The organism is Fulvivirga lutea (assembly GCF_017068455.1).
Lineage (GTDB): Bacteria > Bacteroidota > Bacteroidia > Cytophagales > Cyclobacteriaceae > Fulvivirga > Fulvivirga lutea.
In genome coordinates this window covers 1,358,148-1,383,264 of record NZ_CP070608.1, presented here as the reverse complement: position 1 = coordinate 1,383,264, position 25,117 = coordinate 1,358,148, and the positions used below count along the sequence as shown (strand labels likewise).

Genomic DNA, 25,117 nt, shown 5'->3' with positions numbered 1-25,117 from the left:
AAACTGACCTGTGAAAAGGTCAGTTTTAGTTTAGCATCGTGCTTTATAATGGTTTAAACTGTTTTTTGATAGGCATGCTTACCTTCAGCAAACTCTTCTACCATTTTTTTATTGAAAGCCTCAAGGTCACCAGGGTTTCTGCTTGTAACCAAACCGCTGTCTACAACCACTTCCTTATCTACCCATTTTACACCTGCATTTATTAAATCGGTTTTAATGGAAGAAAAAGAGGTCATGGTACGTCCTTGAAGCGCATTAGTTTCTATTAAAACCTGTGGGCCATGGCATATTGAAGCAATAGGTTTACCCGCTTTAAAAAAATTCTTTGTAAACTCAACGCTATCCTCATTTCGTCTTAGCAAATCAGGATTAGCCACACCACCAGGAATTAAGAGTGCATCAAAATCATCGGCAGAAACTTCTTGAACTTGTTTATCTACTTTTAGATCAACACCCCAATTTTCGCCTTTCCAACTCTTTATCGAATCTTTTCTGGGCGAAACAACGGTTACATCTGCTCCTTGTTCCTTCAATATTTTCATTGGAGACATGAGTTCATCTTCTTCAAACCCATTTTCTGCCAAAATGGCTACTTTAATATCTTTTAGTTTATTCATAATTACTTATTTAAATTTTATGTTTTGAGACAATATTGTCACACTCATAAAGTCCAATGACCATACCAAATGCCATACAAGGCCGTTAAGCAATTATCTATTATTGTTTGGGTAATAACTTCTACACATAACTGGTGAGTTTATCTCGAAATAGTGTAAAAGTGGCTGAAATAATGGCGTAGTTACTTTACGATTTATCAAATTCTAATGAACTAACACCTCAATACTACACAGAAACCCTTCGCCAGTTGCGGAGTTGACTTCTACACTGCCGTTGAGTAATGCCACGCGATTTTTAATATTGGAAAGGCCTATTCCTTCAGCTAAGTCATTGGTATTAAACCCTTTGCCATCATCTTCATAGGTTAATATTACAACATCATCGATTACATTAATTTGCAGTTCTATGGACTCTGCATTGGCATGCTTCACCGTGTTATTTACTAACTCCTTCACAATATAATCGAGCGATCGCTCAACTTCTTTCCCTACTCCTTTTTCAGGCAAATTGATAGAATAATTCACTTCAATAGTATCAGGCAGCGACTCGAACATGTGCTCTAATGACTTTTTCAACCCATAGCGATTGAGCGTTGTAGGCGAAATATTATGCGAAACTTCTCTCACCGTTTCAGCTGCTTCAGATAAGAGCATATCTACTTTCGTCCCACTTTCGCCCACCTGGTTTTTGTAACTCGAGTGTATCATCCTTACTGCTGTTAATATACTCCCTACACTGTCGTGCAAGTCAGTTGCCAAGCGCTTTCTTTCCTTATTTTCACCTTCAATACTGGCTTTGAGGGTTTCAATTTCTTTTTGTCTTTCCAGCGTATTTCGCTCTTCCATTCTCCGCTTTTTATTTAGCCAAATAATCACACATAGCCCTGTAATTAGAGCCAATGACAGAATAGTTAGAAAAATATTGCGCCACTTACGTTCATTGTTCAACTCAATCTCTTTGGCTAAAAGCTCCTCTTTTTCCTTCGTCTGATATTTAACTTGCAGTTCAGTTAACGACTCCATCTTATCATCATCATAAATGGAATCTCTAAGTGATTTATATTTTTCAAGGTAAAACTGAGCTTCGTGAAAATTGCCCAAGCTCATATTTACATCCACCAGATTAGAAAGGATATGAATGTAATTGATGGGGTCAGAAATGGAAATGGCTATTTCTTCGGCCTTTTCTAAGTTCTCCAGTGATAGTTGGTATTCACCGATTTCTTTGTAGAGAATTGAAATATTGTGATATCCTTTAAGTAAAGAAGAATTATTATTCTCTTTTAATCCAAAATCTATATATTTTATATATGAATCAATGGCTTTAGAGTATTCTCCTCTTTCCTTATGTAACCTTGAGAGATTATTAAGAACAAAACCTGCTTGATCAATATCTCTTTCTTCTTCAAAAATATTTAAAGCTTGGTTTAAATATTTTTCAGCTTTATCTAGATTTCTATTTTCAAAATCATTTCTAAGAAAAATACTACCTAGTCCATTGTAAATATATGCTAGGTAAGTATCTATTCGAGAATTAATGGAATAATTTTCAGCCTTCAAATAATAAGCAAATGCCTCATTTATATTGTTGAGCTTGAGCTGCTGATTAGCCAGGTTTACATTAACTTTAATCAACCCCTGTACATCATTTAGGTTTTGATAGCAATCAAGCGCCTCGTGATATAGCTTAAATGAACGTACGAAATCGCCTTTGGTGTTTTCGAGTGAAGCTAGATTTACCAATACATTGGCTATCCCAAATGAATCCTGAACGGCAGAAAATTGACCTAATGCTCGTTCTAAAAAATATAGTGCGCTATCAGGCTGTCCCAAATTCTTATACTCAATGCCCTTTTGTCTATCATTTTCGGCATCTATGAGAGGATCATAAACTTGAATTACAGCAAATAAAAATACCAGTAATAGCCGCATACTCTAAGATAAGAATATGCGACTATTAATATTTTCAGTCAATGTCAGGAGTATCAGGTATTTCTTCTCCATCACCTTTTAAAACAATTTCCTCCTCTTCGCAAGAAGTTATAACGCCAGTAAATAGTAGTAAGCTACCCACAATAAATAATGATTTAACGAATTTCATAATCCACATTTTTAGTTAGACATGGGTCTAAGCTATAAATGTTGTCATTAGTAGAAATCACTTGTTTGGTGTAGTCCGCCTCACCTGAAAAGGTTAAGGCAATGAATGTTGTGCGTGCTTATTTAATGTAACCTAACTCTCTCGACTTATTAATCAATTCGGAAATTTTGCTTACTTCAAATTTTAAGTGAAGTTGCTTGCGGTAGGTGTTTACGGTATTGTAGGAAATGCCAATTACTTCACCAATCTCTTTAGAGGTAAGGCCCTGACAGAGTAACGGCAATACACGCTTTTCTTGTTTAGTAAGCCTGATCTGTTCACTCTCATTCAGGCGCCTCATCTTGCCGGCCACTTTTCGCATCACCTCCTGCGAGTAATAGGTTTTACCATTGGCCAGTTCTCGCATGGCAGTAATCATCTCTTCGGTAGAATTTGACTTGAGCAGGTAGCCATCTGCGCCTACTTCCATGGCTTCATCTATAAAACCAATTTCATCGTGCATGCTTACCACTAATATGGGTAACGATGGGTGCGTTTTTTTTATGGAACGTATGGCTGCCAGTCCATCATCTCTTCGGCTGCCCATGTCAATATCGGTAACGAGCAAATCCACATTATTTCTTTTTAGGAATTCTATAATATCTTCACCTTTTCGTGCCTCGCCCACCACCTTAAAATTAGCTTCATTGGCCAGAACAGTACGCCAACCTTCCAGCATCATCTGATGATCATCTGCAATTAAGACCTTTACCATAGCCATTCTATTTTGACTCATTAAATATACTAGAGCCAGACTACGAAAACCAATCCCTCACCTGAATAGGTGATTTTTCATTGATTAGTGTATTGTAATTTTATCGTTTAATCATTTTAACAACACTTTTTGTCCTGATATTCAAAATTATGGGTCAAACTAACACTAGTGTTGGCTAGAAAAGTGTTGAGATGAACAGAAATTATCATTAATATGAAGAATTCAAAATCACTTATCATTGGACTATTTGTTTTGGCTGCATGTGATAGTCCATATCGTGCACCTGCTCCAGTAACGGAAACTACTGAACTAAATCAACCATTCCTTAATGAAATTGCAGCAATCGCAGAACAGTTGGATACAACAGCAGTAAAAGCAAATTTAAATGGAGAGAACTTTGGTTTGAAAGTGGATATCTATGATGAAATGTTAGAACTCTTCCACCCTGATAAATTGACTTGTGGTTTAAGTGATAAAATTAGAAAAAGGCTAAAAGAGTCAACAAGGAGTAAAAAAGAAAAAAATGGATATGTACCAGATATCGTTGTTAACAATACCAGTGAATATAAAGATGCAATAAAACTGGATGGTAGAGGTGCAAATGTGCTTGTCCATTACTTTACTTATGAGTTAGATAACGGAGAAGAATCAAAGCCAATAATATCTAAAGACACTCCGACTCAAGAAAGCTTTAACGTTACACAACTCATAGATAACCAGAATGACGCATATGAAAGCTTCATCTTTACAATGGATTGCTCAGGATATTTTTCAGCCGCAGCAAAAGCTGCAGCAAGTGGTGGTTTCTTAGGCTTTGGTAAAGGATCAGTAGCTGCCGAAGGAGAGAAAACAATCAATCAAAGCCAATCAGTTGTTGTAATGCGAGCATTAATATATAGCCCTTTATATGCTGCATATGATGGAAGTTTCATTTACAAAATAAACGAAGAAATGAAAATTGAAGATAAAAGACGAATTTATCAAAATAGACTTCAAACTTTAAATGGTGTTATTAATGCAATTCCAAATAGTCATCAATTTGATTCAATGAGGGTTTTTCTAAATTCAAATTATGAAGCAATTATTACATCAAATAAGGGTAATTCTGGATATAACGGCACTGGTAAACTTAACTCAAATGTTGAGTTAAGTTTTACAATTGCTCAGGCTTCTGGAAATATAGAGGCATCTAATTCTGTGAGTAGAAAAAGTGAATATAGCAGTTATGATACTTATATTATTGAAGCTAACAAAGATGTAATTCCTGAAGAACTTACATTGAAGAAACTAAATGATAAGGTTGAGGAAATAGAGAATCTAATTGAAAATATTGATAGTCCCCAAATAGATCAACCGAATACATAATGCTTATAAATGATTGATCAATTGTAAATGAGTTAAACTAACATAGAAATCAATGGCCATTAAATTTATTTATAGGTACGTCCTATTTCTGGTAATTAATTTGCATTTAAGCATTATTGAACAAGTTGAACTTCAATCTCTCACCTGAATAGGTGATTTTTCGGAGTGAAAGGCCTTGTACATTGCACGGGTATTAAAAAAAATAACAACACCCTTCGTCCTGTTATTTGAAGATATCAGGATATAACAACCATTAATTGAGGTTAGCCGGGTGTTAAGAGTAATTGCAGAACGAAATATGTCTATCTGAAAGAAAACTAAAGTGATTTGAAAATAACTCCAAAACAAAAAAAGTCCTTCCAAGAAAACCTTACGGCTAAGAATATCAAATGGGGTGAATTTGGGGTGGTAACTATATCGGAAAATGATGATCATCAAGAATATCAGAGATTAGTACATAACCCAACTGAATTGTTTTTCGGTTTTTACCACAATGAAATCTTCCAATCTCTTTACCCTGACATTGGAGGATGGTATGTTGAATATAGCCCTGGATCAAATAACACTCCAATTGCTTCTCATCCTACAGTAAAGAACTGGGAAGCTGTTATGGAACTATTCGATACTTGGTCAGAATTACTCAAGTTGGAAATAGAGGCTTATGACTTCTTAGATAAGTTAAAAGAATTCAGTAGAAGTCAATCTGAAATAAATAACCTTCCTACAGATGCTGAACAACAGTTCGAGCCATCAGAAGAAATTTTTATTAAAGAACAGCTTGACCATTTTAGTGAAAAAGTAAGCAAACTTAATTTACTTCCCGAGCAACTTTCAGAAATTAACCTTAAACTCGATTATCTAAATTCTAGAATAGACAAAAAATACCCACGAGTTGACTGGCTTAACATTTTTGTTGGAACTATAATTTCAACCTTATCAGGTGTAGGGATGGAAAACTTGAAAGATCCAAGTGTGATTGAACATCTCAAAATATTATTTCATACCATTACAGCAGGCAGGTTTTTAAAATAAAAAAACTCTTAACATCAGCTATGAATGAATGGGGTTTAATCGTTCAGGATAGTTTGGCGGGGATTGTTAGTCCGCCACAAGTTTTAAATTTAAATCAAAGCGTGGCTATGTGCGAGACGATAGGTTAGTGCTTTCTAATCCCCACTCATCATAGCTGGTCGTTTGCTATTCCCTTAGCGGAGCTATTGTCTTTTAGAATTTTAACTCCCTCACCTAAACAGGTGATTTTTTCAATTACAATGCAGCCGAACTTTATTGAAAAGTACAACTATGGCTTCTATTGTAGGAATTTCGTCAAACCCCGAGAAATCAAGATTGCTTTGGCAAACAAAGGTTTCTGATATGCATGATTGGCTCGTTGTTAGCCACTTTCCACTTCAGCAGCTGGCCATTATCAATGGCTTAAGCTATGCAGATGCCCATAATGCCGATTTTAAAATTGAAACCGGTGATCCAGGCTCCATGTGGTATGTCTATCGGTTCGACTACATCAATTATAAGGGTAAAATCGTCAGACCACAAGCTAAATGATAACACATTAACTCAAAATACTATGAACAACCCTTTTCAGATACAACCAGAATTACGCTATGGCGCTCCGGTCTGTGATGAAATCTTAACCGGTCGCTACTTTACCATTGGCTACTCCTGGTATTTCCGCCAGGCCAAGTGGACACTAGAGATTATTAACCGTAATGACTATTTGCTCACCGAGGCCGATCGCATGAACAACTTCAGAGCTGATGTTCGCATACCTAAAAGGTTTAGAGCAGGTTTAAGGGCTTACGTTGGTAGCGGTTATGATCGCGGCCATTTAGTGGCCAGTGCCAATAACGACATCCTGGACATTCAAAACAGCGAGACATTTCTGCTGTCCAACATGTCGCCACAACAGCCCAATTTCAACAGAAGGATTTGGAGGGAGTTAGAGTCTGCAATTAGAAAGTTAAATGACCAAGAGCATATTTTAGAAACTTATGTTCTCACCTGTCCAATTTTCTACTTTGATAGAAAAATTGAAACCATCGGTGATAATGAAAATGAATACGGAATAAATGTGCCTGTGCCTCATGCATTTGCTAAAAGCGTGCTGGCCGAAGACGACAAAGGAAAACTGAAACTTTGGACTTTCGAAATGGAGAATAAAGCACTAAGTGGAAGAATAGAAGATTACCTGGCTGTAACCTACGATGTGGAACAGATAGTAGGTTGTCAGTTTTGGGATCGGGTAAGTGGTGGTGATTTGCATGAGCAAAAAAAGACGCCTAACAGGATTTGGGATTATTAATGATTGATAGAAATGAACAAAACTACCCTACTCACCTAAACAGGTGATTTTTTTATTGCTTCCATTACAGAACTTCATAAAAAAAGATGAGTTATGCCTTCTATAGTAGGAATATCGTGCAATCCGGCAAAATCTAAGATGAAATGGGAAAAGAAAGTTTCCCACTTTACAGACTGGGAAATAATCGCAAAATATCCACTGAAAGATCAGGCCAGAGTGTATGGTCTAAGTTACGCTTACACTTTCCTTTCTGACTTCATTACTGAAAGTGGTAAAGAAGAAAGTATGTGGTATGTGTATCGTTTTGACTATATAAAATAAGAAGTTTAATCTATGAAATTAAAAGAATCAACCATGAATAGTAATGTTACTTATTGCGAGATATAAAAGTATTTTTTCAACCCACAAACCTACGTTTAACCAAAAAATGCTCCTGAATAGGAGCATTTTTTTTGTTTTAGTCTAAAGGCCAAAACAAAAAAAGCCAGCAACTTTCGTTCACTGGCTTTGATGGTAGCGGGGACAGGACTCGAACCTGTGACCTTTGGGTTATGAGATCAAGGGCTATTAATATTTGTTGATCTAAAATGTTATATATTAAAATTAATATCTCATTTTAGATATATTTGAAACTAATAGAAATTATCATAATTCAATATTTATTTACCCTATTGTTTACCCTTTACATATGGCAACAGCTAAACTTGTTTTAAGAAAAGACAAAAAGCCTTTAAAAGATGGCTCTTTCCCCATCGCAATAAGAATCACTCAGAATAGAAAAGTAAGATATATTTTCTTCAAGAAATATGCTCTTGAAAAGCATTGGGATTCTAATAAGGGACGGTTAAAAAATGGTCATCCAAATTATAATAGACTCAATAAAATATTAGAGAATAAATTAAGAGAAGCAACTGATTTAATATACGAAGATGAGATTAACGAAGAGAATAAATCAGCCAGTGAACTCAAAGAAAAAATCAAACGATCAGGCAAGCAACTATCTTTTTTTGAATTGGCAGAATTGAGATTTCAAGAATATAAAGAAAGAGGTACTTTCTCAGTAGTTCAACCAGAAGAAACACGAGTCAAAAACATTAAAGAATTCAATAAATCAGATGATCTGAGTTTCAGACAAATCACAGTATCATATATAGAAAAATTTGCTCACTACAGTAAAACAGTCCTTAAGCATGAAAACAGAACAACAACCAATCATCTAATCTTTATAAGAACACTGTTCAATCGAGCTATCAAAGAAGGAATTGTTGATAAAAAATACTATCCTTTTGGTAAAGAAAAAGTGCAAATAAAAATAAGTTCTGGTAATAAAATTGGCCTAACAAGAGAAGAAGTTGAGAAAATAGAAAGTCTCGATTTAGAACCAAATAGCACTATTTGGCACTCAAGAAATGTATGGCTATTTTCTTTCTATTTTGCAGGAATTCGAATCAGTGACGTGGTGGAAATGAAATGGTCGGATTTTAAAGATAATAGGGTCTATTACATTATGAATAAGAATGAAAAACCAGTTTCTCTAAAAATTCCAGAAAAAGCAGGCAAAATTCTGGATTTATATAGAGGTTATGAAAATAAAGGATATCTATTTCATTATTTGAATAATGCTAACTTAAACGATCCGAGAGATGTTTTTAGGAAATCCAGAAACGCGGCTCGTTTAATGAACAAATATCTAAAACGAATAGCAGATCAGGCGAATATAGACAAAAAGCTATCCAATCACATTGCTAGGCATACATTTGGAAATATAGCCGGTGACAAAATTCATCCTTTAATGTTGCAGAAATTGTATAGACATTTTGACTTAAAAACTACTTTAAATTATCAAGCAAATTTTATTCACAAGGATGCTGATGATGCACTGGATAGTGTTGTGGATTTTTAATATTTCAAAATATCAGATTTTAAAATAATATTTTTACCTGAATTGAATATTATTCTTTTTAAATAATGGAATCATCAATCCTCCTAAACTTTAAACATCAACTTTCACTATCGAAAGAATAAAAAATTAAAATATGGATCAAATAAGCGTTTACATTTTTCTTTTTACTGGCTTTTCCGATTGGGAAATCTCCTACCTAACACCTGAACTACAAACAAGTGAAAAAATAGACTTAAAGTATTTCTCAGTAGATGGCAAACCAATAAAATCAATGGGAGGACTGACTATCATGCCTGATTATTCTATTGAACAGGTAACCCCAGATCAAATATCGTTGCTTATCCTTCCTGGGGGTGCTGCGTGGGAAGATAATTCTATAACTGGAATTGATGAATTAACCGAAAAACTACATACTGAAAACAAAACTATAGGGGCCATTTGCGGTGCAACAACCTACCTAGCGCGTAAAGGCTATCTAAACAATTTAAATCATACGAGTAACGCTTTATTTTATCTTCAAAATTTTGCAAAGGAATACAATGGTGCGAATAATTATGTGGATGAATTAGCTGTTACAGATCAAAATTTAATTACTGCCAATGGGATTGGGCCGATTGAATTTGCTCGTGAAGTTTTTAAAAAAGTTGATTTGCATAGTGAAGAAAAAATAGAAAAATGGTTTAAACTATTTAAAAATGGAGAATGGTCAGAGTGATTGAGCAATAGTGTTCTAGCTTTAGTTGTATTCTTAATTTATGCTCTTTAGGATACAACCCGACTAAATTATAAATTACACCTTACAAAAATCGATGCTTTATTAGCCAGATGCAGTCATTTTATATAAACGAATATTTTGTAATTAAGGAAAGTCTTAAAGACTTATCTGAGCATCAAACTATAAAACCCACAGTAGAAAAAAGCTTAATAGGTTTTGTCTTTTATAAAAAGGGTGATGTATTAATTGATATTAAAAATGGGAGTAAGACTCAAACCTCACATAAAAAAAGTGGAATAGCTTCTTCATTTTATATTAGCAATGAAGCAAACGTTACACACCATGTATTGTCAAATTCAGATTTAGAAAAAATCACCATATTTCTTCCTCCTGAGAAACTACTTGAACTTATCGATGGTCAAGAAATACATTTCCAGCATTATTTTAAAAATCTAGTAACTCCTGATGCACCCTTTATTCAGGGTAAAAACTTTGCCTCTAGCTTGGAAATGGACACCGCGATGTCAAATATTTTTCAGCCGAATAAGTACACTGGGATTGTCCAAAATCTTTTTATAGAAAGTCAGATTAATGAATTAATGTTTGCCTATTTCAATAGGATTGAATTCGATGCCAAGAAATCTTCAAAACTATCTAAAAGTGATATTGAAAAAATTTACTATGTAAGAGAGTTAATCTTAAGCGATTTAGAAGCGCCTCTTACTTTAAATAGTTTAGCTCGCCAGTCGCTTTTAAATGAATTTAAACTCAAGTCTGGATTTAAAGAGTTATTTGGGATGCCTGTTTACCAATACATTCTACACAAGAGATTAGAAAAAGCACACCATTATATTATTAATCGCGGATATTCTATTCAAGAGGCTGCATTGTTGGTAGGCTATTCTAGTCTAGGCTCTTTTTCGAATGCGTTTCTTAAAAAATTCGGTTATCGGCCTAGTAATCTTCGCGGTTAATCCCGATTTGATAAATTATACTCCATTTTCAATAAATTTATAGGATTAATACCCCAGTTATTTGTGAAAAGAAAATAACCAACCCAATTCACAATGATTAGCGTATTTCGTTTCGATAAAGAAAGTCCTTCACTATTTAAGCAAAGAAATTGTAGACATTTTAGGAGAGAAATGTTTTTTGTCATAATGTTATTTAGCCCATTAATTTATGCACAAAAGGCCGATCGCCCCAATACCATAGACACACGCTTGTTCCCTACTTATAATAGTGACTTTAGCTACTTTTTTTTACGAAGAGACATGAGGCTTTACGAGCAAATGGTAAGTACTGAAGTAATTGCATATGAAGATGGCGCTGTTGACGTTCGAACCAAAGGATTTGTACCAGTCCATAATTCTAAAAAGTGGACATACATTATTCCCTTCTATTTAGATAGATACCAGTATGTTGCTGTCGAAACAGATGATGAATTAGCAGTCAATAATTTATTTGGCCAATCAATTTTAACATTTTATCCAAATGAGCGATGGACATACTTGCACATAATTGAGTTTAGATTTAAGGGTGCCAATGATTATTTCATGAAAAAAGAAGGAAATTTTTTAGCCCAATTCATGACAGTTAGATATAACATTAATACTAAAACATCTATTACTGCTGGAGGGCTTTTTGGAATAGGTTGGGATCAAAATGGAGACTCTTATTGGGATGTAAAGCCTTCTTTAGCCTTTAATTGGAGCCCAAATAAATTTTTTACATTAATGCTAGGTGTACCAGGTGCTGGCATTGAATGGAGTGCCCCCGCAGGTTTTGACATAGTTATACATTCGCTGATGGATGGTGAAGACATTAATACTACTGCAGCCATCAGAAAAAATATAAGTAGTAAATTCGATTTCACTTTTAGGTACCTTCGAGAAGGATATGACGGACTATACACACCCAATGAAGCTGTTGATTTTACAAATGACATTGATCTTAAACAGATTAGTCAATACCAGAATAAAGTACAGGCAGAGTTGACGGTACGACCAGAAGATAATACTGTCATTCAATTTATAGGTGGTTATGGTACGAATAGAAAACTTGAAGCCTTAGATATTAATGGAATTACAACCGACTTCTCATCATCTAATGGTTATTACCTAGGTATTAATTTAGCCAAAACAATAGTATTAAATTAATTCAATAAGCCTAAAATAGGCGATTAAAGTAAGCATGAAATTAATGTGAAAGCTGATTGCAAAGCATTAATCTTTTGCTGGAACGGCATGCAAAATGTTTAAGGAATAAAATTATAAATAGAATTATATGGAACTGCATTTTAATCTTTCGGATTCCGATTTTGAAAATAAATTCAATAGGTGTGAATTAAATCCATCGGACTTTTCTCACGAAGCTCACCTGAGGTTAGCGTGGATTAATATCAACAAATATGGAATTAAGCAAGCTGAAATAAATATCCAACATCAGTTACGAAAATATGTGGAGTTTTTTGGAGCGAAAGACAAATACAATATCACATTGACATTAGCAGCAATTGAAGCTGTATATCATTTTATACTTAAATCCAATTCAGACAATTTCAAAGACTTTATAACTGAATTTCCTCGTTTAAAATATAATTTCAAAGAATTGATAGATTGTCATTATAGCTTTGATATTTACCATTTTGAAAAAGCAAAAAAAGAATTCTTACAACCAGACCTAGTTCCTTTTGATTAAAAGAAGGTAAAAATCTCCCAGTACAAGACAAAAATTACAACTCTAATAATGAAAATTCATCATTTAAATTGTGTTACAATAGACTCACCATTTGGTCCTGCAATTGGACATTGTATGTTATTAAATGAAAATGGGAGACTAATTTTAATTGATGCAGGAATAGGAATTAACGAGACAAAAAATCCTAACGCATTACTTGGTAAAGAATTAGTTGAAATAACAGGCTATATATTTGACGAAAATATTACTGCAGTTAAACAAATTGAGAAGTTAGGATACAAACCTGATCAGGTCGAAAATATTATCTGCTCACATCTTGACCCAGACCATATTGGAGGATTAATAGATTTCCCAAATGCTAAAATCCATACTTCACTAGAAGAATATGAGAGCTTTAAGTCAGGTCATCCTAGGTATATCACCAGACAATTATCTCATGATCCGGAAATGCAACTTTATAAAAATAACGATTCTGAATTATTTGGATTACCTGCCCGAAAATTGAATTTAGGTTTTAAAACACTTTTCTACTTAATTCCGCTATTTGGACATACCAATGGCCATTGTGGAATAGCTTTTATAGAAAATGGCAAATGGACTTTTTACATTGGGGACGCTTATTATTACCGAGCTGAATTAACAAATAAAAATCATCCTGTTGGCCAATTGGCAACTATTGCGGCAGTGGACAATGAATTAAGAAAAGAAAGTTTAAATAAAGTCCTGGAAATAGTTAAAAAATACGGTGATAAAATTCAATACTTCGGTTATCACGACCCCAGTGAGTTTGAACAAATCGGTTGAAAGAAAATAGTTAACAAAGAGCATGCTCCAAAATCCAATTGATCATATTAAGATGTTCAAATTACTTTAAAAAATTAAACCTAATTAGATTGCATCGCCCCTTTTAAATCAAGCCTTATATGAGTATAGAAACCAGCTTATTGGTTTTGATTCAAGTCTTGTATAATTTTGGATAATTCTGGGGAACCTTGCGAACCGCATCATTAGAAATAATTAAAGGACTAATTTGAGCCATAGATTTTATTTAAAGTCCAAAAAGGAACAAACTCAGATTCAATTTTTAATTGCTTTTGTTTCATTAATAATTATTCTGACAACTCTATTAATTTCTTGGATAACAGGAATCTATTTATTTACGATTTTAATCTTCCCGATAACGTTATCCATAATTGCACCTTTCTTTGATACTCCAGCTTTAAAAAAGAGTGGTAGGTTAATTTACTATTCGCCACTCTTTATTACAGAAAAACCTAAAAATGGTATGATTAAAATACATGGTGGAACATTGTTTGACTATGTCTTTGTCATTGACTTCGATATGAATGGAAAACAAAGAAAAACTTTTATCATTCAACAATACTTGGAAGGGCTTTTGAAATTAATTGAAGAGCATGAAGCTACTAATGATGATGAATTTAAAATCCGCGGAACAAGCTACATCATGAATAATAACACAGCTCAAAGAATTGGTTTTAAAATCACTGAGACAAATTTTCTAGAGAAATTAATATTGATATTCAATTATTTTAATGTTTTGATTTCAAATTCAATAGCAAATAAAAAACTCTCTTTTCCTAATCTGAATGAAACAAAAACATTTGAGACAGACTTGAATAATCTCATAAATAAGAAAGATTATATCAAGAAATTGAATGACAGATTTAAGTCTTAATTCATCAAACTTTTCAAGTTTAAATTTTCAAAACCCTGCGATTCATCAATTGGACTTATGATTGATTTGTCTAAGCACCTTTCCGGACATTGGTAGTTGATTATTGAAGTGAATTCAATATTAATTTATAGCATAAATGAGACCTAACCACGTTAAATTCTATGATACTTGTCATATAATATGTTCCGGTTTACATTGGCACTTATTATCAATCAACTTGGGTTAAAATAAAATATTATTGTCCTAATAAATCGAAGAAATTGATCTTGTATGAATCTAAATCAAGTAACGCTTCCATCTAAAGACCTTGATAAGTCAGTAAAATTCTATAAAAAATTGGGTTTCAACCTAATTGTTGACGCTTTACCTAATTATGCGAGATTTGAATGTCCGGATGGTGACAGCAGCTTTTCTTTACATAAAGTGGAAGAACTTATCTCAAATTCAGGTGTTTCAATTTATTTTGAAATCCAAGAGATTGATCAGAAAGTAAATGAACTAGTTAAAAAAGGAATACAGTTTGACGAAGCCCCAATTGATAAAGGATGGCTATGGCGAGAGTCACGGCTTAAAGATCCTGATGGTAATCAATTAATATTATTTTATGGAGGTAAAAACAGACTCAATCCGACATGGAGAATTAATTAGAATGACGAAAATTTAGATTGTATCATCGCTCGAATAAAATATTATATTCATCCTTTGAGAAATCTAACTCGATATTGAATTCTCTTCTCAGTTTTTCAATCCAATCATCACCATAATTAACAACTTCTGTAGATACCACATTAATACCATCCCTCTTTGAGAATTTATTATTAAAAAGTCCAATTCGGCCGTGAGCATTAAATTTACCTAAGAATCTATCTTTGTAAAAGTGTGATGCAGGGTTTCTAGACATATAAAAGTTTGAAATTTGTATGTCATCTTCACTTATTTCAGCAAGCTCAAAGCTATATTGGTTTGCCCAGCCATTATCGGTTCGTCTTTGAATCATAAGCTCACCATTTATTAAGGACTGTATTCTTATCTCACCATCATTATCATTTTTGACGGATGTATCATGAATGTTTAGAGGAATTCTTGGTGCTAAACCCCCAAATCCAACATCAGTAATATAAAGGTCGCTATTCACTTTAACCAAATGAGCCAAATGATTTCGCGGGGGTCTATTGGGAGGATTACGCAGCCATACTCTTCCCAATACAGGTTGTATTGTAAACCCAAGTGCTGCTAGCAAATCAGCGTAAAGTAGATTTAATTCAAAGCAGTACCCCCCTCTTCCTCTATGTATAATTTTATCATATAAATATGATCGATCAAGGTCAATTTCTCTTCCAACTACAACATCTAGGTTTTCAAAGGGTATATTTTCTATATGATGTTGTTGGAGCTCTATCAGAGACTCTAAGCCAGTTTTTGAGTCATGGAGCCCAATCCTTTCTAAGTATTGACTAATGGAATTAGTAGTCATTTGTTATCAAATTTGATTTTGAAGTGGGTATTCAATTACTATATTATTGATGTAGTCCAATTTTATTCAACGACCAGAATGATTTGTCAATATCTTTTCTATCAAAAGAAACTCTTCTTTTTGTCCGCCAGAGTCAGACTTTGTAGTGATTAAATTACCATTTTCATCAATAATTATTTTATATGGAATAGATTTTAATGATAAAATCCTCTCCAATTCACCTGCCCAGATAAACTGGAAAGAATAGTTATTCTTTTTTATAAATCTTTTAATTTTTCCTTCTTTATCTGCCCATTCAGGTGATGCAGCTATTATTTCTAACTTGTCAGGATATTTCAATTTTGCGTCTTGTAATCCTTTAAATGCTATAATGCATGGTCCGCACCATGTTTGCCAAAAGTCTATAACTACAACTTTGCCCTTAAAATCCCTTAGGGTCAAAGTTTCACCATCTATTTTTTTGAATTTGGTTTTGTTGATTACAGTATCTACAAACTGTTGATCTAAAATTGGGTTCCCCGAATCATCCCGTTCAAATACAATTTCTTGAGCAGTACTATTTGTTTGAAAGAAGAAAATAAAGAATGTAAAAGAAAGGAAAAGCATTGATGTCTTCATAAAATTTTTCAATTGGTTGTTTTTGGATATTATATGGATAGGGTTAAAGTGAATATTTATATTTTATAATGATTGTTATTTTATGCCAATAACTATAAAAAGAAAGTGCTGGCATAAAACATCAATAGATTAAATATTTCATTTTTTATAATTGTAAGCTCATTTTGTTCATCATGAAAAGAATAGAGGCGTGATAAAGAATTTTATTAAAATCGCTAGTAGAGGCTTAAAAAAAAGAATACTCTTTACTTTAATAAACGTAATCGGCCTTGCAATTGGTTTAGGGAGCAGTTTTGTAATTGGTAATTGGGTTTGGCAAGAACTCAATTATGACAAACAATTTGAAGGTCATTCAAGAATCTACCGTATTTCTGTTAGCTATTTTAACTCAGATATTTTTGCAAGAGGACCAGAAGCGCTTGTAAATGAACTTCGTAGTAATTCGACAGAGTTGAATCAAGTTGCTCCTTTATTTTCTTGGTTTGATGATCAACTTGAGGTTAATGGCAATAATTTTAAAGAAGATGTTTATTTTTCAGACTCATCTTTCTTTGATCTTTTTTCATTTGATTTCATTCATGGTAACTCTAAAACCTCTTTTTTAAAATCAAACTCAGTTATACTAACAAAAAGTTTAGCAATTAAATATTTTGGAATTGACTCAGTTATTGGACGCGAGATTAAACTTCATAGCACTGACAAAACTTATTACATAACCGGAGTAGTAAACGATGAACCAAATAGTCATTTTGCGAGTAAAATTTGGTTTTATAAAGAGGTTTCAAACAATATAAAATGGACATCTGCGAACCCTTTTATTTACGTGAAGTTGAAGAAGGATCATTACCTTTCAGACCTAGAAAATCGTTTAGAATTAATCAAAAAACATATAGTTTATCCATTTTTCCAGGATAATATTCCTTACAGCAAATGGCAAACTAATTATTCCTTTCACATACTGCCACTAACGGATATACACTTGGCACCTGCAATGAAATTTGAAATGAAAGCAGGGGGGAATTTATCGAATGTTAGAATATTTACTTTCGTCTCCATATTACTCATAGTTATTGCTTCAATAAATTATATTAATCTTAGTACTGCTCAGTCAATAAGAAGATCTAAAGAAATTTGTATCAGAAAAACACTTGGAACTTCCAGGTATGGAATTGTTAAGCAATTTTTAACAGAGTCTTTTCTTACGAGTACCTTCTCCATGGTTATTGGTTTTTTTCTTGCAGTATTATTTTCATTAATGCTAGAAGCATATACTGGTGAAAAGTTAAATTCAGGCCTTTTTAATAATGTTTTTCAAATTCTTATATATGTATTGTTAAGCCTTTTAGTAGGCGTTCTGACAGGTGTTTATCCGGCACTATATATGAGTAAATTAAACCTAGCATTAATTTTAAAAAATAGTGATCAAGGGAGGGGGGACAGGCTTTTTCAAAATATTCTAGTAGTTGTTCAATTTGCAGTCTCTGTGAGCTTAATTATTGGATCTCTTGTTGTTTACAAGCAGCTTAATCATTTGAAAAACGGAGATCTTGGGATAAATCAAAATGGAGTTATTGTGATTGAAAATTTAAATCAGCTTGGCTCTAAAACAGATGACTTTATTAATAGACTTAATAATAATTCTTCGATACAATTGACTACAAAACATACTCGTGTGCCGGGTGATAAGAGCTCTTTAATAAGCACTTTTAAAAGTAATGAAATGGAAATTGATGAGCCATTTGAAATTTTTGAAGCAGATGAAAATTTTATTGAAGTGTTCGGTTTACATCTTCAGAAAGGCAGAAATTTTAATAGTGATATTAAATCCGATTCGCTTAGTGTTATTCTAAATGAGTCTGCCGTAAGAGCAATGAGTCTAAGTAATCCACTAGGTACTAATTTAAAAGAAGGTTATCATGTAGTGGGTGTCGTATCAGATTTTGTATTTCAATCATTCTATGACGAACCTCAACCTGTAGTACTTATGTATAATACTCAAGGCAGGTCATTATCTGCTAGGTTTATAACTAATCCAAAACATGTGATAGACCAGTTATCTTCTGCATGGAGTATTTATGGAATAGCTGAGCAGTTGGAATTTGAATTTCTTGAAGAGCGCTTTGGTCAGCTGTTAAGCAAAGAAAAATCTTTATCTAAAACGCTTATTTTCTTCACTGTAATTTCAATATTAATTTCTTGCATGGGTTTGTTCGGTTTAGCGGCATATTTTGTGCACGAAAGAAAAGGTGAAATAGGAATAAGGAAAACATTTGGAGCCAGTACAAGTGATATCGTCTTACTATTCTTGATCATATTTTTAAAAATGATATTCATAGCCATTTGTATTGGTATTGTACTATCTGTCTATACTATGAATCAATGGTTACAAAGCTTTGAGTATCGGGTCAGCATTGATTTTGGTTTGGTTATATTGTCATCTACAACAATACTTATTGCAGCAATTATCACCGTGGCGTATACATCGTATAAAGGTGGTTGTATTAACCCCATCGAAGCAATTCGCCACCACTAAAGTTTAGTACTATTCTATTGACTGACTAAAATTGACTATAAAACAATTTTGAGAATGCCATATTGGCGCTAATTATCAATATTCTTATGAATTCATTTAATAAAATTGTTTAGTAACATATTTTACTGAACAGATGTATACCTTTTTAGAAAGTTCAATCGACCGAATATATTTCCTCTTATTATTTTCCTTGCTTTTAGGTTGCAGTCCCAAAGATTTAAGAAACAATGACCTGCAACAGAATGGTATTTCATTGGAAAATGTAAACAAGGGCAAGTCATTATTAATGCATGCAATCGACAATCAAAATTTAATGAAGCTCAACGAATACAAAGTTTATTCTTTAAAGGCATCTGATAAGTGGAATAAACAATATATGATGGATATTAACCCATGGCCAGGTGATAATGGCGCCCTTTGTGAGTTTAGAATGGTGTTTAATACATTCGATAGCCAGGTAACTTGGCTAGAAGGGGAATTAAAAAATCATACCTACGGAATTCAGTCATGGCAACTCTATAAATATGAGTTAGGCAATTCTCCAGTTAAAATCGAAGATGATGATATTGAATTCATTATTCCTACCATGCAATATTTTTTGGAATTACCAGCGAGACTTTTAAATGCAGACATAGTAACATACATGGGGGAGGAAATTATTGATCAACACACATATCACAAGGTATTTGTGACATGGGAAACACTAACACCTAATGAGCATGACCAATATATTGTTTATATAAATGCCGATACTGGAAGAGTTGAGCGTACCACTTATACTATCAGAGATAATTTTATGTGGACACCGAGTAATTTTTACGGAACTGCAGTTTATAGTAACTACGTTGAGTACAAAGACAGAATCATTTTACCACAAAAAATCGAGGTTTATCCATTTGACAATGTGGATAAAAAATCGGTTCACACTTTTGAAATTGTCTCATTTAATGCTGGTGGTTTTGATATTGATGAACTCTATCCTTTTCCTGAAATCCCTAAAATGGGAGATTCAAAATAGTAGTAGCACTTTAATAAATTGAATCCCTCAAAATGATAGACATTATAGAGTATAAAAAGTTGGATAATGATACTGTACTGAATCTGAATGAAATCATCGATGCTGAATTTGGTCATATTCCTTTAGTAAAGAATACACAATGGGCAATTCCCGATTGGACTATAATTTATTCTCAAAACGAGACTTTAGCCGCCTTTTATAATATTATTGAAAGGGAAGTTATCATGGATGATGAGAAGGTGAAGGTAGCAGGAGTCAACAATGTAATTACACTTAAAAAGTATAGAGGTAAAGGTTTTTCTGCCAGACTACTTAAGGATACCCAGCACTTTATTTTTGATGAACTAAGGAGCAAATTCGGGCTACTACTTTGTGCTGACACACTTATTCCGTACTATCAAAAATTAAACTGGTATAAGGTTGATTGTCCTGTTTACTTTAGCCAACCTACTGGTAAAAAGCTTTGGGCAGCAAATACAATGTTGCTTTCAAACTCTCACTATGAAAATCCTGAATTGATAGATCTTAACGGATTACCCTGGTAAATTCAATAAATAAAAATTAAAATGGAATTAAAAAGAATCACAAGACAACTGAATTGGTTAAAAATATATTCAATTGTAAATACAGCGGTACTAGCTGGCATTTTAGTTTATTTAGGTCTTGGTGGTGCTTCCAATAGTGGATATAAATCACTCAATAATCAGGACACATTAAACATCAGCTATATTAAGGCTCAGAGAGTTGATATCATAGAGAATGATGATAAATTGGCCATAAGTTTATCAAACTCTCAGACTTCTCCAAACCCAACATTCGACAATATTGAACTTAAGGGAGTGTCAAATAGAAATACCCCAAACATCATATTTTTTGACGGTGAGGGTGATGAAGTAGGTGGAATGGCGTTTTCAAATAGTCTTAATTCGGAATGGCAACAAGGGATAAGGCATTTAGCATTTGACGGTAACCATCAGGATGAGGTTGTAACAGTTAGTCATTTTATCAAAAACGATTCTATCTCTCGCACAGGATTTTACATACACCAGCGACCACAAATACACATTCTGGATGCACTAAGTGAAATGGGTGTGTCTCCAAACGACAGTGAGGATATCCTAGCCAACAAGATCTCAGAATTTAAAAAAAGTAACCCCAAACGATTTGAAGAAATATGGCAACTAAAGTCTCGCGTTTCTATAGAGAAAAATGAACAAGATGATGCTGTAATTAACTTGTATGATGGTGAAGGGAGAGTTAGAATGAAGTTGTTTGTAGAGAAGAGTGGTAATGCCGGGATTCACTTCATTGGCGAAGATGGTGGCGTAGTAAGTAAGTTAAAATAATATCACAAAATGAAGAATTTGAAACATAATGGTATGAGTCGTAGGTGCACCGGCATTGGTTAGCTATGTAATTTTGCTGAAGTCTAAGAAAAAAAACAAGAATATTTTTTAATCCCACACAAGATTATTATTTGCTCTTTAGTAGTTTAAATTAATGAATTAACACTACCTTATTGGTTGAGATGAGTTGTGCGAATTAGTCATAACGCAAACACTAACAACTAATTTGACAAAATTCGTTAAAATTTAAAGTGATTTGGTTTAGCGAATCCAAGATATTTAAAAAAAGTAACAGGTTACGATTTCTTTTCTGAACTTGAAGATCGCAAAGAGTCGGCCATTGTAAACTCTAAACCTGAATCCCTTTGGCCTGTTACAAATTAATCAAGCATTTCTATTCTCTAACCTTTACCGCCAAGCCAATTAAATGGATTATAAACTACTTCCCACAAGTGTTTATCTAAGTCCATAAAATAACCATGACAACCACCCCATTCTGCTTTGTGTGCTTTTTTTACCAAATCTCCCCCTGCTTCTTTGGCTCTACTTAAGATTTCAAAAACTCTCTGTTCAGATGAAACAGTATAGGTCAAATTAATACCACTATAACCTGAGCAATCAGGTTTCATTCCTGCCTCTTGAACAATGTGGCTTACAATTGAAATTTCAATCCACTTGCCATTGAGTTGTAATAATGCCGCTCCCGGAGGAGACTCTAGAATGGGTAGTCCTAACCCTTCATGATAAAATTTTATGGAGGCTCGCAAATCTCTTACTCCTAATGTTACCATGCTTAAGCCTAACTTCATAACACATATTTTGAATTATTTCTTCTCAATCATTTCCTGCCATTTATCCAAAAGTTCTTCACAAACTTTCGTGAATTGATATTTCATTAATGGGTGCAACACAACATTATGTATGGGCTTTTTATATTCAAACTCAAAAACCATAATAATCTCCTTCTCATGATTAAGATTTTCATCAATTTTCCATGTTCCGCTTAAAGTTTTTAGTGGGTAAGGGTAATCTGGTGCATTAGTATTAACCTTAAAAGAATATTGCCTTTCATCTTGCCATAAAGTGCATGTTTCAGTCCATGAATCACCTTTATGCGTACATTGCCTTACTAACCCTTCTTTTTCTCCAGATACTATTTTGGCACCGTCTATATTTGGTGCAACCTTATGATAATTTCCTACATCAGATATTACCTCCCATATTTTTGATTTACTTCCTTTAACTTTTCTACTAAATCTGAATATTTTCATCCCTCTTTGGCTGCCTTCATCCATTCTTGCCAAACCTTTAGATTGTCCTACAGCTACAACTGTTACTACCGCTGCCACAGCGGCTATGGCTATATTGCCTTCAAATGTTATGTTATAAGGATCCCAAATTAATATAATAATGCTCGCAACTACCCAGAGTACATCTTGTACTATTATCCATAAAACAGGCAACGCGCGTTGTTTTATTATTTCTACAACCAGAGTAAGAGCAAAGACCAATAAAAGTATTCCTAATATGAAAAAGAAGTTTGAATGAGGAAGTCCAAAAAGTTGTTCCACTTCTTCTTGAAATAGGAGTAATTCAACTCCAATGGCAGTAGAGAATAAGGCATTTGCTGCTAAAAATTTTTGTAAAGTATTCATTTTCTTAAAGTTGTTGATAAAGTGAAAATTATTGTTGGAGTGAAATTATCAGATACAACATTTAAATTATTGATACTTTGCGCCAGATTATTGAACTTTATAAAATGAAAATTTCAGCACCCTACATGCACAACCTTTTGGTTTATGCTTCATATCAAAATATTGATGTTGTTGTATTTTCCGAAAAGATGAAAAATCTAAATATTGATCTTTTGGACCATGAAGCTTATGTTGATGCCGAGGATTACTTGGCCGCCTTCAAGCATGTTATTAACCGCTCGGATAAGGAATACATAGGATTAAATTTCGGAAGCTTTTTAAACTTGGGAGCACTAGGCCTAATACTTGAAATATCATTGAATACATCGAGTATTGAACAAGCTGTTTTAATTCTTCAAAACTATCTAAAGTATAAATTTCCTATTGTAAGTTTAAAAACGGTTGAATCTAATGGTAGCTACTATTTACGACTTGAAAGTAATATTGAAGATCATTCGTTAAGGTCTCAGATTTTAGATATGGTAATAGCCATAATGTTCAGAGAACTTCAGTTAATGCTGCCAGATGGTTTTGAGCCAATGATTAGTTTACCGCATAAGAATAGAAAAGTATTTGAAGAAATACTAAATGGCAAAACCCAATATCATGATCATCATCAATTATCTATGCCGGCTGAGCTTCTATCTACTGAAATAAATAGCACCAGAGTAAAGGAAATAGAATTATTACTTCCCAAATTTCTTTCCATGTTAAACTCCAATGCGTACCATAGCAACCAATTTGCTTATCAGATTCGGAATATTGCTCTAAATATGTGCTCACCAGAAATACCAAATTTCAAGCAAGTCCAAGAGCAAATGCCTTATAGTAGGCGTACAATACAAAGAATGCTTACCAAAGAGGGGAGCTCCTTTAGAAGTATAACCAATACTATTAAAAAAGAGCTGGCAACATATTTAATAAATGAAAAACACCTTAAAACCAAAGATGTTGCATTTATCCTCGGCTACTCTGATTCAAGTGCTTATTTACATGCAGCTAAATCATGGAAGGTCAATTAAAATTAAAAGAGTGAAGAAAATATATTTTTCTCTGTTAATCCTCTTTACATTCTTTGTTCAAGGAAATTCTCAAACAATTGAAACATTAAGACAGGATATTGTCAGAATTATAAATGTAAAGAATGCTCTGGTTGGTGTTGTTATCAATGGTATCGATATAAAGGATTCACTTAGTATAAATGGTAAAGGACATTTTCCAATGCAAAGCGTATTCAAGTTACCAATTGCGTTAACTGTTCTAAATGAAATAGACAAAGGTAATTTATCTCATAATCAGAAAATAGAAATTACTAAAAATGAGTTATTACCTGGCCTATGGAGTCCAATACGCACTAAATACCCTGAAGGTGTTACTCTTTCTGTTTCAAAAATAATAGAATACACAGTTGCCTTGAGTGACAATGTGGGTTGCGATGTTCTTTTAAAACTCCTCGGAGGCCCCCATGTCGTTACAAATTATTTCTCGAGTCTTGGCTTTAATGATTTTTCAGTTAAAATTAATGAAGAGACAATGCAAAATAATTGGGAGTTACAGTTTCTAAATTGGACAACACCAAAAGAAGCAAACAAAATACTAATAACGTTCTATGAAAATAAAAAGGGCCTGTTGTCAAAAAGAAATTATGACTTCATATGGAACATATTGAAAGAAACTAAAACAGGAAAATACAGACTAAGAGGACAATTACCTGAAAAAACAATTGTTGCTCATAAGACTGGATGGTCAGGTAAAAATAAAGAATCAGGTATTACTGCTGCTGTAAACGACATTGGAATAATTTTCCTTCCGGATGGTAAGTATTATATAATAAGCATATTTATTACCGAATCACTTGAAGAATTAGAAACAAACGAGAAAATTATAGCTGATATTTCTAAATCAGCGTGGGACTATTTTAATACCCAATGACCGATCTATCTTGTCAACCTACAACAAATAATTATCCGAAATTTTAGAATTACATTAGATTCGATTCATACATTCTTATCAAGAATGTGAAAGGCGTGATCATTAAAATACTAAGCAAGACGTCAATTGATTGCTGCACGTAGTGTGTAAACTATGCTTACAAATTAACCAATTATTGTCACCACCATCGTTGTCACTTATTAAGTACTAATTCCCTCCTAATTTGATGGAAAACGAACATCTATTTAGTAAAAAAAACTCTCAATATGCAACCTTATATTAATCCGTTCGTAATACTTTGTGTTTCTATGTATATAGAAATATTAAGTAA

27 protein-coding genes are annotated in these 25,117 nt (G+C 33.4%); 19 read left to right on the top strand and 8 right to left on the bottom strand.

Annotated elements, in window-relative coordinates:
• Positions 1 to 53: 53 nt before the first annotated feature.
• The 4 genes from JR347_RS06395 to JR347_RS06385 form a co-directional block, all read right to left on the bottom strand.
• The gene (locus JR347_RS06395) at positions 54 to 617 is read right to left on the bottom strand and encodes a type 1 glutamine amidotransferase domain-containing protein (RefSeq protein ID WP_205723220.1); all 564 of its coding nucleotides are present in this window, start codon (positions 615 to 617) and stop codon (positions 54 to 56) included.
• A 204-nt stretch (positions 618 to 821) separates the two neighbouring features.
• Positions 822 to 2,549 carry an ATP-binding protein gene (locus tag JR347_RS06390; protein WP_205723219.1) on the bottom strand — a complete coding sequence of 576 codons (1,728 nt, stop codon included), beginning with the start codon at positions 2,547 to 2,549 and terminating at the stop codon, positions 822 to 824.
• Positions 2,550 to 2,583: 34 nt separating this feature from the next.
• Positions 2,584 to 2,718, bottom strand: a complete 135-nt coding sequence (locus JR347_RS18410) for a hypothetical protein (protein WP_262897032.1) — start codon at positions 2,716 to 2,718, stop codon at positions 2,584 to 2,586.
• Positions 2,719 to 2,836: 118 nt separating this feature from the next.
• Positions 2,837 to 3,472 carry a response regulator transcription factor gene (locus JR347_RS06385; protein ID WP_205723218.1) on the bottom strand — a complete coding sequence of 212 codons (636 nt, stop codon included), beginning with the start codon at positions 3,470 to 3,472 and terminating at the stop codon, positions 2,837 to 2,839.
• 213 nt (positions 3,473 to 3,685) lie between these two features.
• On the opposite strand from JR347_RS06385, the gene JR347_RS06380 reads away from it, so the two are divergent.
• The 13 genes from JR347_RS06380 to JR347_RS06320 all read left to right on the top strand — a co-directional run bounded on the left by JR347_RS06380 (position 3,686) and on the right by JR347_RS06320 (position 14,819).
• The gene (locus tag JR347_RS06380) at positions 3,686 to 4,837 is read left to right on the top strand and encodes a hypothetical protein (protein WP_205723217.1); all 1,152 of its coding nucleotides are present in this window, start codon (positions 3,686 to 3,688) and stop codon (positions 4,835 to 4,837) included.
• Between the two features lie 327 nt (positions 4,838 to 5,164).
• A complete protein-coding gene (locus JR347_RS06375) occupies positions 5,165 to 5,869 on the top strand; it encodes a hypothetical protein (protein WP_205723216.1) in 705 nt (234 codons plus the stop codon).
• A 270-nt stretch (positions 5,870 to 6,139) separates the two neighbouring features.
• Positions 6,140 to 6,400 (top strand): hypothetical protein, encoded by a 261-nt coding sequence (locus JR347_RS06370; RefSeq protein ID WP_205723215.1) that lies wholly within the window; start codon positions 6,140 to 6,142, stop codon positions 6,398 to 6,400.
• 22 nt (positions 6,401 to 6,422) lie between these two features.
• Complete coding sequence (locus JR347_RS06365; protein WP_205723214.1) at positions 6,423 to 7,157, top strand: DNA/RNA non-specific endonuclease; 735 nt, start codon at positions 6,423 to 6,425, stop codon at positions 7,155 to 7,157.
• 93 nt (positions 7,158 to 7,250) lie between these two features.
• Positions 7,251 to 7,478, top strand: coding sequence for a hypothetical protein (locus JR347_RS06360; protein WP_205723213.1), 228 nt, complete (start codon positions 7,251 to 7,253; stop codon positions 7,476 to 7,478).
• Positions 7,479 to 7,845: 367 nt separating this feature from the next.
• The gene (locus tag JR347_RS06355) at positions 7,846 to 9,060 is read left to right on the top strand and encodes a site-specific integrase (protein WP_205723212.1); all 1,215 of its coding nucleotides are present in this window, start codon (positions 7,846 to 7,848) and stop codon (positions 9,058 to 9,060) included.
• Positions 9,061 to 9,193: 133 nt separating this feature from the next.
• A complete protein-coding gene (locus JR347_RS06350; RefSeq protein WP_205723211.1) occupies positions 9,194 to 9,775 on the top strand; it encodes a type 1 glutamine amidotransferase family protein in 582 nt (193 codons plus the stop codon).
• Between the two features lie 110 nt (positions 9,776 to 9,885).
• A complete protein-coding gene (locus tag JR347_RS06345; protein WP_205723210.1) occupies positions 9,886 to 10,749 on the top strand; it encodes a helix-turn-helix transcriptional regulator in 864 nt (287 codons plus the stop codon).
• Positions 10,750 to 10,842: 93 nt separating this feature from the next.
• Complete coding sequence (locus tag JR347_RS06340; protein ID WP_205723209.1) at positions 10,843 to 11,934, top strand: hypothetical protein; 1,092 nt, start codon at positions 10,843 to 10,845, stop codon at positions 11,932 to 11,934.
• Positions 11,935 to 12,061: 127 nt separating this feature from the next.
• Positions 12,062 to 12,475 (top strand): hypothetical protein, encoded by a 414-nt coding sequence (locus JR347_RS06335; protein ID WP_205723208.1) that lies wholly within the window; start codon positions 12,062 to 12,064, stop codon positions 12,473 to 12,475.
• A gap of 48 nt (positions 12,476 to 12,523) precedes the next feature.
• The gene (locus tag JR347_RS06330) at positions 12,524 to 13,279 is read left to right on the top strand and encodes an MBL fold metallo-hydrolase (RefSeq protein ID WP_205723207.1); all 756 of its coding nucleotides are present in this window, start codon (positions 12,524 to 12,526) and stop codon (positions 13,277 to 13,279) included.
• A 226-nt stretch (positions 13,280 to 13,505) separates the two neighbouring features.
• On the top strand, positions 13,506 to 14,171 hold the full coding sequence (locus JR347_RS06325; RefSeq protein WP_205723206.1) for a hypothetical protein: 666 nt from the start codon (positions 13,506 to 13,508) through the stop codon (positions 14,169 to 14,171).
• A gap of 270 nt (positions 14,172 to 14,441) precedes the next feature.
• Positions 14,442 to 14,819 carry a VOC family protein gene (locus JR347_RS06320; protein ID WP_205723205.1) on the top strand — a complete coding sequence of 126 codons (378 nt, stop codon included), beginning with the start codon at positions 14,442 to 14,444 and terminating at the stop codon, positions 14,817 to 14,819.
• A 22-nt stretch (positions 14,820 to 14,841) separates the two neighbouring features.
• On the opposite strand, the gene JR347_RS06315 is transcribed toward JR347_RS06320, so the two are convergent.
• Together JR347_RS06315 and JR347_RS06310 are read right to left on the bottom strand one after the other, a co-directional pair.
• Positions 14,842 to 15,645: an arylamine N-acetyltransferase family protein gene (locus JR347_RS06315; protein ID WP_205723204.1), complete on the bottom strand. Its 804-nt coding sequence runs from the start codon at positions 15,643 to 15,645 to the stop codon at positions 14,842 to 14,844.
• Between the two features lie 66 nt (positions 15,646 to 15,711).
• The gene (locus JR347_RS06310) at positions 15,712 to 16,275 is read right to left on the bottom strand and encodes a TlpA family protein disulfide reductase (RefSeq protein WP_205723203.1); all 564 of its coding nucleotides are present in this window, start codon (positions 16,273 to 16,275) and stop codon (positions 15,712 to 15,714) included.
• Between the two features lie 178 nt (positions 16,276 to 16,453).
• Between JR347_RS06310 and JR347_RS06305 the strand changes: the two genes are divergently transcribed.
• From JR347_RS06305 to JR347_RS06290, 4 genes are all read left to right on the top strand, one after another.
• Positions 16,454 to 18,796, top strand: coding sequence for an ABC transporter permease (locus JR347_RS06305; protein ID WP_205723202.1), 2,343 nt, complete (start codon positions 16,454 to 16,456; stop codon positions 18,794 to 18,796).
• A 133-nt stretch (positions 18,797 to 18,929) separates the two neighbouring features.
• On the top strand, positions 18,930 to 19,814 hold the full coding sequence (locus JR347_RS06300) for a hypothetical protein (RefSeq protein WP_205723201.1): 885 nt from the start codon (positions 18,930 to 18,932) through the stop codon (positions 19,812 to 19,814).
• A gap of 32 nt (positions 19,815 to 19,846) precedes the next feature.
• Positions 19,847 to 20,359 carry a GNAT family N-acetyltransferase gene (locus tag JR347_RS06295; RefSeq protein WP_205723200.1) on the top strand — a complete coding sequence of 171 codons (513 nt, stop codon included), beginning with the start codon at positions 19,847 to 19,849 and terminating at the stop codon, positions 20,357 to 20,359.
• Positions 20,360 to 20,380: 21 nt separating this feature from the next.
• Positions 20,381 to 21,160, top strand: a complete 780-nt coding sequence (locus JR347_RS06290) for a hypothetical protein (protein ID WP_205723199.1) — start codon at positions 20,381 to 20,383, stop codon at positions 21,158 to 21,160.
• A 401-nt stretch (positions 21,161 to 21,561) separates the two neighbouring features.
• Here the strand turns inward: JR347_RS06290 and JR347_RS06285 are convergent, their stop codons facing one another.
• Positions 21,562 to 21,969, bottom strand: a complete 408-nt coding sequence (locus JR347_RS06285; RefSeq protein WP_205723198.1) for a VOC family protein — start codon at positions 21,967 to 21,969, stop codon at positions 21,562 to 21,564.
• A gap of 15 nt (positions 21,970 to 21,984) precedes the next feature.
• Positions 21,985 to 22,815, bottom strand: coding sequence for a type II toxin-antitoxin system RatA family toxin (locus JR347_RS06280; RefSeq protein ID WP_205723197.1), 831 nt, complete (start codon positions 22,813 to 22,815; stop codon positions 21,985 to 21,987).
• A 104-nt stretch (positions 22,816 to 22,919) separates the two neighbouring features.
• On the opposite strand from JR347_RS06280, the gene JR347_RS06275 reads away from it, so the two are divergent.
• Both JR347_RS06275 and bla read left to right on the top strand, forming a co-directional pair.
• Positions 22,920 to 23,876 (top strand): AraC family transcriptional regulator ligand-binding domain-containing protein, encoded by a 957-nt coding sequence (locus JR347_RS06275; RefSeq protein WP_205723196.1) that lies wholly within the window; start codon positions 22,920 to 22,922, stop codon positions 23,874 to 23,876.
• A gap of 1 nt (position 23,877) precedes the next feature.
• Positions 23,878 to 24,786: a class A beta-lactamase, subclass A2 gene (bla, locus tag JR347_RS06270; RefSeq protein ID WP_394369451.1), complete on the top strand. Its 909-nt coding sequence runs from the start codon at positions 23,878 to 23,880 to the stop codon at positions 24,784 to 24,786.
• Positions 24,787 to 25,117 lie beyond the last annotated feature (331 nt).